This is a genomic window from Herminiimonas sp. CN (assembly GCF_000622895.1).
Classification (GTDB): domain Bacteria; phylum Pseudomonadota; class Gammaproteobacteria; order Burkholderiales; family Burkholderiaceae_D; genus AVCC01.
Genome location: NZ_AVCC01000115.1, coordinates 1 through 8252, shown reverse-complemented (window position 1 = coordinate 8252; position 8252 = coordinate 1). Strand labels below are relative to the sequence as shown.

Sequence of the window (8252 nt, the reverse complement as noted above, 5' to 3'; positions counted from 1 at the left end):
AGTAGGATATGACCCTATGTCATACGATACATCTTGGAAGAAGGAGGGCCTTGCCATATCGTTGATGTATTCCCGGTAGGAAAGGCGCAAGGTTCCTTTTGAAAAGCCTTGGTATAGAAGTTCGTGTTTGAATGAATCCGCTTTAGGCGCAATCAGTTCGGAGCGCTCATATCGAATAGGCGGGACGATGTTGTTTTCAAACCATATCGCCCCTGGACGTGCTTTCACCTTTACAAATTTTCCCACTTCGCCAATGTCAATAAAGCAGGCCGTAGCGAATGGGCCAGTCAAGGGGTCAATGTAGGCGTATTTTTCTGTGCAATAGACTACTTGCCCATCTACTGCGGCCCTGACTACGAAGTCGCCCTCTGAAACCTTGATTTTACCCAAGGCAAGGCGGTTATTGTAATCGCCTTTAATACGGTACCCTGACTTACTCCAGTATCTGAATTGCGAGAATAATTGACTGCCAACAGTAGCAGAAGACTCGACCCCAATTTCCGGCACTTTTCCAATTTTTTCTTCGTGAACGCCATTGGACTCAAGCACAGTGACAGTTGAGCATCCCCCAAGGATAAGAAGACAGGCTAAGGTGGTGAGTGATTTTTTCATAGTCTCAAAGAATTTATCTTTAATTGATTAATAGCCCGGTAGAGCGGAAAACGCAGCGTCTTCCGCCGACTAGTCGTTCACTTCCCCCAACTGTCCTTCAAAGTCACCACCCGGTTAAACACCGGCTTGCCGGCCACCGAATCGACCCGGTCCGCGACGAAATAGCCGTGCCGCTCGAACTGGTAGCGGTCGTCCGGCATGGCGGCGGCGAGGCCCGGTTCCAGGTAGGCGGTGACGACTTCCTTGGCGCTCGGGTTCAGGGCCAGCTTGAAGTCGCGGCCGCCGGCGTCGGGCTGCGGGTCGGAAAACAGGCGGTCGTACAGGCGCACTTCGGCCTCCAGCGCGTCGTGGCTGCTGACCCAGTGGATGTTGCCCTTGACCTTGTAGTTGGCGCTGCCTTCGGTGCCGCTCTTGCTGTCGGGGAAGTAGTTGCAGCGGACGGCGATCACGTTGCCGTCGGCGTCCCGGTCGCAGCCGGTGCATTCGACCACGTAGCCGTAGCGCAGCCGCACCTTGTTGCCGGGCTTGTCGCCGATCGGCGGGTAGAGGCGGAAGTAGCCCTTGCCCGGCTCCTGCATGAAGTCGTCCTGCTCGATCCAGAGTTCGCGGCTGATGGTGAACTGGCGCAGGCCGCGTTCCGGGTGGTGCGGGTGGATCGGCGCGGTGCAGGCGTCGCGCAGCTGCTCGGGGAAGTTGTCGATGATCAGTTTCAGCGGGCGCAGCACGGCGGTGGCGCGCGGCGCTTTCGGGTCGAGGTCTTCGCGCAGGCAGCCTTCGAGCGTACTCATGTCGATCCAGCCGTCGGATTTGGTGACGCCGATGCGTTCGCAGAACAGCTGGATAGCTTCCGGCGTGTAACCGCGGCGGCGCATGCCGACGATGGTCGGCATGCGCGGGTCGTCCCAGCCGTCGACGATGCCTTCTTCGACCAGTTGCAGCAGCTTGCGCTTGCTGGTGATCGCGTAGGTCAGGTTCAGGCGCGCGAATTCGTACTGGCGCGGCACCGGCTGCTGGAAGAAGCCGCCCTCAAGGCAGCGCGCGATGATCCAGTCGTAGAACGGGCGGTGATCCTGGAATTCCAGCGTGCAGACCGAGTGCGTGATGTGTTCGAGCGCGTCCGACAGCGGATGGGTGAAGTCGTACATCGGGTAGATGCACCAGGTGTCGCCGGTGCGGTGGTGGTGCGCGTGGCGGATGCGGTAGATGGCCGGGTCGCGCAGGTTCATGTTGGGCGAGGCCATGTCGATCTTGGCGCGCAGGATGTGTTCGCCGTCCTTGAACTGGCCGGCTTTCATGCGCCGCAGCAGGTCGAGCGATTCGGCTGGCGAACGGGTGCGGAACGGCGAATCGACGCCGGGCCGGCTGAAGTCGCCGCGGTTGGCGGCCATGTCTTCGGCGCTCTGGCTGTCGACATAGGCGTGGCCGCTGTTGATCAGGTATTCGGCCATGCTGTAGAGCTGGTCGAAGTAGTCGCTGGCGTAGTGCAGGTGCTCGGTGCCGTCCTGCTCCCAGCTGAAGCCGAGCCACTTGACGCTGTCGATGATGGTGTCGACGTATTCCTGGTCTTCCTTGGCCGGGTTGGTGTCGTCGAAGCGCAGATGGCAGCGGCCGGCGTAGTCGCGCGCCAGGCCGAAATTGAGGCAGATCGATTTCGCGTGGCCGATGTGCAGGTAGCCGTTCGGCTCGGGCGGGAAGCGGGTGATCACGCTCGGCAGGCCGGGGCGCTCGTAGGTGCCGGCCTGCAGGTCGGCCTCGACGATGGCGCGCAGGAAGTTGGAGGTGGCCGGCGCTGTTGCTGCGGCCTGGCCGTTGCCTTTTTTGATGTCGGTGCTCATGGTGTGTGCTTTGATGACGTGTTGGATTGATATTGGTTGAGGGCATTCTACCGTAGAGGGTGGGCGGCAGGCAGCCGGTGGCCGATGCAATGCTGCAACATGTGGCTTGGTCACGCGTTACACTGGCGGGCCGGGTTCGGCCAAGCTATGCAGAAATTGGCCGAACCGCCTTTTTGCTTCCAGGCCTGCCATGACCGAAATACTGCTGCTGTGCCTGTTCGCCTTTTTCGCCGGCCTGATCGATGCGGCGGTCGGCGGCGGCGGTTTGATCCAGATTCCCGCGCTGTTCAATTTCATGCCGAATGTGGCGCCGGCCAGCCTGTTCGGCACCAACAAGGTGGCGGCGGTTGCCGGCACCTTGTTCGCCGCGCGTTCGTATTTCAAGCGGGTCCGCATCGCCTGGACGCTGGTATTGCCGGCCGCGGCCAGCGCGTTCGTGATGGCGTTCGCCGGGGCGGCGACGGTGTCGATGGTGCCGAAATCGGTTCTGAAGCCGGTGGTGTTCTTCCTGCTGGTGGCGATTGCGCTGTATACGCTGTGGAAGAAGGATTTCGGCAAGCTGCACCAGCCGGTGGCTGTCGGCAGCAAGGAAAAGACGATTGCGGTGCTGATCGGCGGCGCGATCGGTTTTTACGACGGCTTGTTCGGCCCCGGCACCGGCAGCTTTTTGATCTTCCTGTTCATCCGTTTCTTCGCGTTCGACTTCCTGAATGCCTCGGCCGCCGCCAAGTTCGTCAACATCGCCACCAATGCCGCCGCGCTGGCATTCTTCGTGCCGGCCGGCTACGTGCTGTGGCAGGTCGCGCTGCCGATGGCGGCAGCAAACATCGTCGGCGCGATTGCCGGCAGCTGGCTGGCGATGCACAAGGGCGCCGGCTTCGTGCGGGTGCTGTTCCTGGTGCTGGTGACGACGCTGATCATGAAGCTCGGCTACGAGATCTTCTTCTGAACATCTCTGTAGCTTTATTGCAGGAGTATGCAAGTAAATATGGTATTTACCGCATATATTTATTGCGGTTGTTTTAAATACAGTATTCAGTATATTTCAGACCGTAAATTGCTTCCGGCGGCGTCGATGGCCGCCGGTTTTTCGGTATTATTTGACGTCATGCATACAACACTGTGGCCGTATCCGAAAATCGTTGCCCATCGCGGCGGCGGCGCGCTGGCTCCCGAGAATACGCTGGCTGCGCTGCGCTGCGGCCTGGCGCACGGTTTTCATGCGGTCGAGTTCGATGTGATGCTGAGCCGGGACGCGGTTCCGGTGCTGATGCATGACGAGCAGTTCGGCCGCACCGTCAGCGGCACCGGCAGCGTGCCGGCGTCCAGCGCGGCGGAGCTGGCGGCGCTGGACGCCGGCGGCTGGTTCGGCAGCGCCTTTGCCGGCGAGCCGGTGCCGACTTACGCGCAGGCGGCGGCGTTCTGCCGGGAGCAGGCGATCTGGATGAATGTCGAGCTCAAGCCGGCCGCCGGTTTCGAGGGCGCCACCGGGCGCGTGGCCGCGGCGCTGACGCGCCAGCTGTTTGCGGCCGAACTTGCCGCTGCCCCCGTCGATCCGTGCACTGTGCCGCTGTTTTCCTCGTTTTCGTTCGATGCGCTGCTGGCGGCGCGCGCCGCCGCGCCGGAAATCCCGCGCGGCTATCTGGTGGAGACGATCCCGCCCGACTGGCGCGCACGCCTGCAGGCGTGCGCGGCGGTGGCGCTGCATGTCAATCACGAAATGCTGACGCCGGACCTGGCGCAGCAGATTAAAGAGGCCGGCTTCGGCCTGTTTTGCTACACCGTCAACGATCCGGTGCGCGCCCACACGCTGCTGGCATGGGGCGTGGACGGCTTCTGCACCGACCGCATCGACCTGATCGGCGCCGATTTCCCACCGGCAGCCGCAGCCGGCTAACGGCAGCCTGCCGGCGCCCGAATCGCCTTTGCGCTTCATGTACGCAGCGTCTACGCCTGCACGTATAATCGACGTTTTGCAACGCATTCCTAATCTTTAGCCAAAGCACATGAACTCGTCCGAAATCCGCGATAAATTCCTCAAGTTTTACGAATCCAAGGGCCATACGATCGTGCGCTCATCGAGCCTGATTCCCGGCAACGACCCGACCTTGTTGTTTACCAACTCCGGCATGGTGCAGTTCAAGGACGTGTTCCTCGGCCATGACAAGCGCAGCTACAGCCGCGCCACCACCGCGCAGCGCAGCCTGCGCGCCGGCGGCAAGCACAACGACCTGGAGAACGTCGGCTACACCGCGCGCCACCATACGTTCTTCGAAATGCTGGGTAATTTCTCGTTCGGCGATTATTTCAAGCGCGACGCGATCCACTACGCGTGGGAATTGCTGACTTCGGTGTACCAGATGCCGAAGGACAAGCTGTGGGTCACCGTGTATTTCGAGGACGACGAGGCGCATGCGATCTGGGAAAAGGAAATCGGCGTTCCGCCCGAGCGCATCATCCGCATCGGCGACAACAAGGGCGCGCGCTATGCGTCGGACAACTTCTGGCAGATGGCGGAAACCGGCCCGTGCGGCCCGTGCAGCGAGATTTTCTACGATCACGGCGCCGATGTCTGGGGCGGCCCTCCGGGCAGCGCCGACGAAGACGGCGACCGCTACATCGAGATTTGGAACCTGGTCTTCATGCAGTTCAACAAGGACGAGCAGGGCGTGCTGCACCCGCTGCCGAAACCGTGCATCGATACCGGCATGGGGCTGGAGCGCATCACTGCGGTGTTGCAGCATGTGCATTCCAATTACGACATCGACAGCTTCCAGGCACTGATCACCGCCGCCGCGCGCGAAACCGGCTGCATGGACCTGACCAACAATTCGCTCAAGGTTATCGCCGACCATATCCGCGCCTGCTCGTTCCTGGTGGTCGACGGCATCATCCCCGGCAATGAAGGGCGCGGCTACGTGCTGCGCCGCATCGTGCGCCGCGCGCTGCGCCACGGCCACAAGCTGGGCCAGACCAGGCCGTTCTTCTTCAAGCTGGTCAAGGATCTGGTGGGCGTGATGGGCGATGCCTATCCGGAGCTGGCCGAGGCCGCCTCCCGCGTCGCGCAGGTGCTGGAGCAGGAAGAGGAGCGCTTCGGCGAGACGCTGGAACACGGCATGAAGCTGCTGGAAACCGCGCTGGCCAAGAACAGCAAGAAGCTCGACGGCGACACCGCATTCGCGCTGTACGACACCTACGGCTTCCCGCTCGACCTGACCGCCGACATCTGCCGCGAACGCAACATCGCGCTGGACGAGGCCGGTTTCGACGCGGCGATGGAACGCCAGAAGGCGACCGCGCGCGCCGCCGGCAAGTTCAAGATGGCGGCGGGCATCGAATACAGCGGCGACAAAACCCAATTCGTCGGCTACGATCAACTGACCCAGACCAGCAAAGTCATCGCGCTGTATGTCGAGGGCAGTGCGGTGCTGTCGGTGGCAGCAGGCCAGCATGCGATCGTAGTGCTCGACACTACGCCGTTCTATGCAGAGTCGGGCGGCCAGGCCGGCGATTCCGGCGTGCTGGAATCGGTGTATGGCGCCGATGCGGTCAGCTTCGAGGTGCAGGACACGCAAAAAATCCAGGCCGACGTGTTCGGCCATCACGGCATCCTGAGTCAGGGTGTGCTGACCGTCGGCGACACGCTCAATGCGCAAGTCGATGCAGTGCAGCGCGCGCACAGCATGCGCAACCACTCGGCCACCCATCTGATGCACAAGGCGCTGCGCGAAGTGCTGGGCAGCCATGTGGCGCAAAAGGGCTCGCTGGTCGATGCCGGCAAGACCCGCTTCGACTTCAGCCATAACGCGCCGATGACGGCCGACGAGATCCGCCTGGTGGAAGACATCGTCAACCGCGAAATCCTCGCCAACGTGCCGACCCAGGCGCAGGTGATGTCGTATGACGATGCGGTTAAGCACGGCGCGATGGCGCTGTTCGGCGAGAAATACGGCGACGAAGTGCGGGTGCTGGAGATCGGCTCCTCGCGCGAACTGTGCGGCGGCACCCATGTCTCGCGCACCGGCGACATCGGCCTGTTCAAGATCGTCGCCGAAGGCGGCGTCGCGGCCGGCATCCGCCGCGTCGAAGCGGTCACCGGCGAAGGCGCGCTGGCGCTGGTGCAGACCCTAAACCGCCGGGTGCAGGATGCCGCCGCCGCGCTGAAGGCGCAGCCGGAAGAGTTGCTGCAGCGCATCATTCAAACCCAGGACACCATCAAGACACTGGAGAAGGAAGTCGCCGCGCTGAAATCCAAACTGGCGTCCGGCCAGGGCGATGAATTGCTCAAGCAGGCAGTGGATGTGAACGGCATCAAGGTGCTGGCGGCAACCTTGGACGGCGCCGATGCGGCGACGCTGCGCGAAACCATGGACAAGCTCAAAGACAAGCTGAAAACCGCCGCCATCGTGCTGGCCGCGGTCAACGACGGCAAGGTCAGCCTGATCGCCGGCGTGACCGCCGACGCGACCGCCAAAGTCAAGGCCGGCGAGTTGGTCAATTCCGTCGCGCAGCAGGTCGGCGGCAAGGGCGGCGGGCGAGCCGACATGGCGCAGGCCGGCGGCACCGATCCGCGCGGTCTGGCGCAGGCACTGGCCGGCGTGGCGGCCTGGGTCGCTGCCCGCGCCTGAGTCGGGGCAGCCGCGCTGTCCGGGCGGCGCTGAGACTGACCAAGCGGCAAGGTGGCGAGAAGCGCCTTGCCGACTGTTTTTGTCGGCGCGTTACTGCTGAATAATGCACTGTTTGTTGCGTGCACAGAAAGTTATCTGGCTATTACCCAGGAATTCCATAGGTTATTTTGATGCAATGCACCATCGCGAATAATATTCGGTAGAATGCAGCGTATTATCACTTCACTCAATTAGCTGCGGATGGACATCATGCAATTCAATAAAGAGCTCGATGCACGTGGACTGAATTGTCCATTGCCGATTCTGAAGACTAAAAAGGCATTGGCCGAGATGCTTACCGGCCAGGTCTTGCATGTCATTGCGACCGATCCGGGTTCGGTGCGCGACTTTCAGGCATTTGCCAAGCAGACCGGTAATGAACTGCTGTCGCATGAAGCGCGCGATAAGGAATTCGAGTATTACATCAAGCGCAAGTAATCCGGTCCAGTTTCCATCATCCATCGTGAGCGTGACGCCGGCAAGATGTGCGCCTGATTCAGTGGGGGCCGAATAAGCGCGATTTTCCTGCCGGATGTGTCTTTCGCCATCACGCAATTGCGATACGGGCTTACACAGCTGGTTCTGCCGCAGCCCACCCTTCCGCTGTCCTGCAATCCTGCCGCTAGCCTTTTCAGGCCTTTCCTGTAAATATACTGATACATGTATTTTTCATGCCGCATTATTTTTAAGCGATAGATTCGCTATTTTCAGGCTATGTAGCACTTTGCTGTTGAATTGCTGTCCAACCTTTGACATTCAATGTTTATGGAGGGCAAAGCCGTGAAAACAGCGAACTTCAAAACGTGGCTGGAGCAACTCAATGCTCTGAACCGGGGACAAAAAGAGCGCCTGCGCAGTGAACTGGACCGGCGGGGGGATGCAGAAGAAGTCATCCGGTTGATCGAGCAAGGTTTGCAGGAAAAGCCGCTCTGTCCGCACTGCGGCAACACCCAACTGCAGCGCTGGGGCACCAGCTGCGGGTTACAACGCTACCGGTGCCGCCAATGTCGGCACACCTTCAATGCCCTGACGCACACCCCGCTGGCGCGCCTGCGCCACAAAGACCGGTGGCTCACGTACACCCAGGCCTTGATTGACGGCGCGAGCGTGCGCCAGGCGGCAAGTTGCTGTGGCGTAG

The 8252-nt window shown here is 61.2% G+C and carries 5 protein-coding genes and 2 pseudogenes; 5 read left to right on the top strand and 2 right to left on the bottom strand.

From position 1 onward, the window contains the following. Nucleotides 1-612 (bottom strand): annotated as a pseudogene (locus HMCN_RS0116385) (hypothetical protein); the annotation flags it as partial. A 77-nt stretch (nt 613-689) separates the two neighbouring features. Next, nucleotides 690-2447, bottom strand: coding sequence for a glutamine--tRNA ligase/YqeY domain fusion protein (locus HMCN_RS0116380; RefSeq protein WP_025918395.1), 1758 nt, complete (start codon nt 2445-2447; stop codon nt 690-692). 190 nt (nt 2448-2637) lie between these two features. Here HMCN_RS0116380 and HMCN_RS0116375 point away from each other — a divergent pair, with 190 nt between their 5' ends. The 5 genes and pseudogenes from HMCN_RS0116375 to HMCN_RS20170 form a co-directional block, all read left to right on the top strand. Then, entirely contained in the window at nt 2638-3396 is a 759-nt protein-coding gene (locus HMCN_RS0116375; RefSeq protein WP_025918394.1) for a TSUP family transporter, read from the top strand. Between the two features lie 171 nt (nt 3397-3567). After that, nucleotides 3568-4344, top strand: coding sequence for a glycerophosphodiester phosphodiesterase (ugpQ, locus tag HMCN_RS0116370; protein WP_025918393.1), 777 nt, complete (start codon nt 3568-3570; stop codon nt 4342-4344). 109 nt (nt 4345-4453) lie between these two features. After that, nucleotides 4454-7075 (top strand): alanine--tRNA ligase, encoded by a 2622-nt coding sequence (alaS, locus tag HMCN_RS0116365; protein ID WP_025918392.1) that lies wholly within the window; start codon nt 4454-4456, stop codon nt 7073-7075. Between the two features lie 249 nt (nt 7076-7324). After that, nucleotides 7325-7552, top strand: a complete 228-nt coding sequence (locus HMCN_RS0116360) for a sulfurtransferase TusA family protein (RefSeq protein ID WP_025918391.1) — start codon at nt 7325-7327, stop codon at nt 7550-7552. A 342-nt stretch (nt 7553-7894) separates the two neighbouring features. After that, nucleotides 7895-8252 (top strand): annotated as a pseudogene (locus HMCN_RS20170) (IS1595 family transposase); the annotation flags it as partial.

Coding starts and splice junctions, on each gene's coding strand:
- HMCN_RS0116380 (WP_025918395.1), bottom strand. CDS start 2,447: ATGAGCACCGACATCAAAAAAGGCAACGGCCAGGCCGCAGCAACAGCG.
- HMCN_RS0116375 (WP_025918394.1), top strand. CDS start 2,638: ATGACCGAAATACTGCTGCTGTGCCTGTTCGCCTTTTTCGCCGGCCTG.
- alaS (WP_025918392.1), top strand. CDS start 4,454: ATGAACTCGTCCGAAATCCGCGATAAATTCCTCAAGTTTTACGAATCC.
- HMCN_RS0116360 (WP_025918391.1), top strand. CDS start 7,325: ATGCAATTCAATAAAGAGCTCGATGCACGTGGACTGAATTGTCCATTG.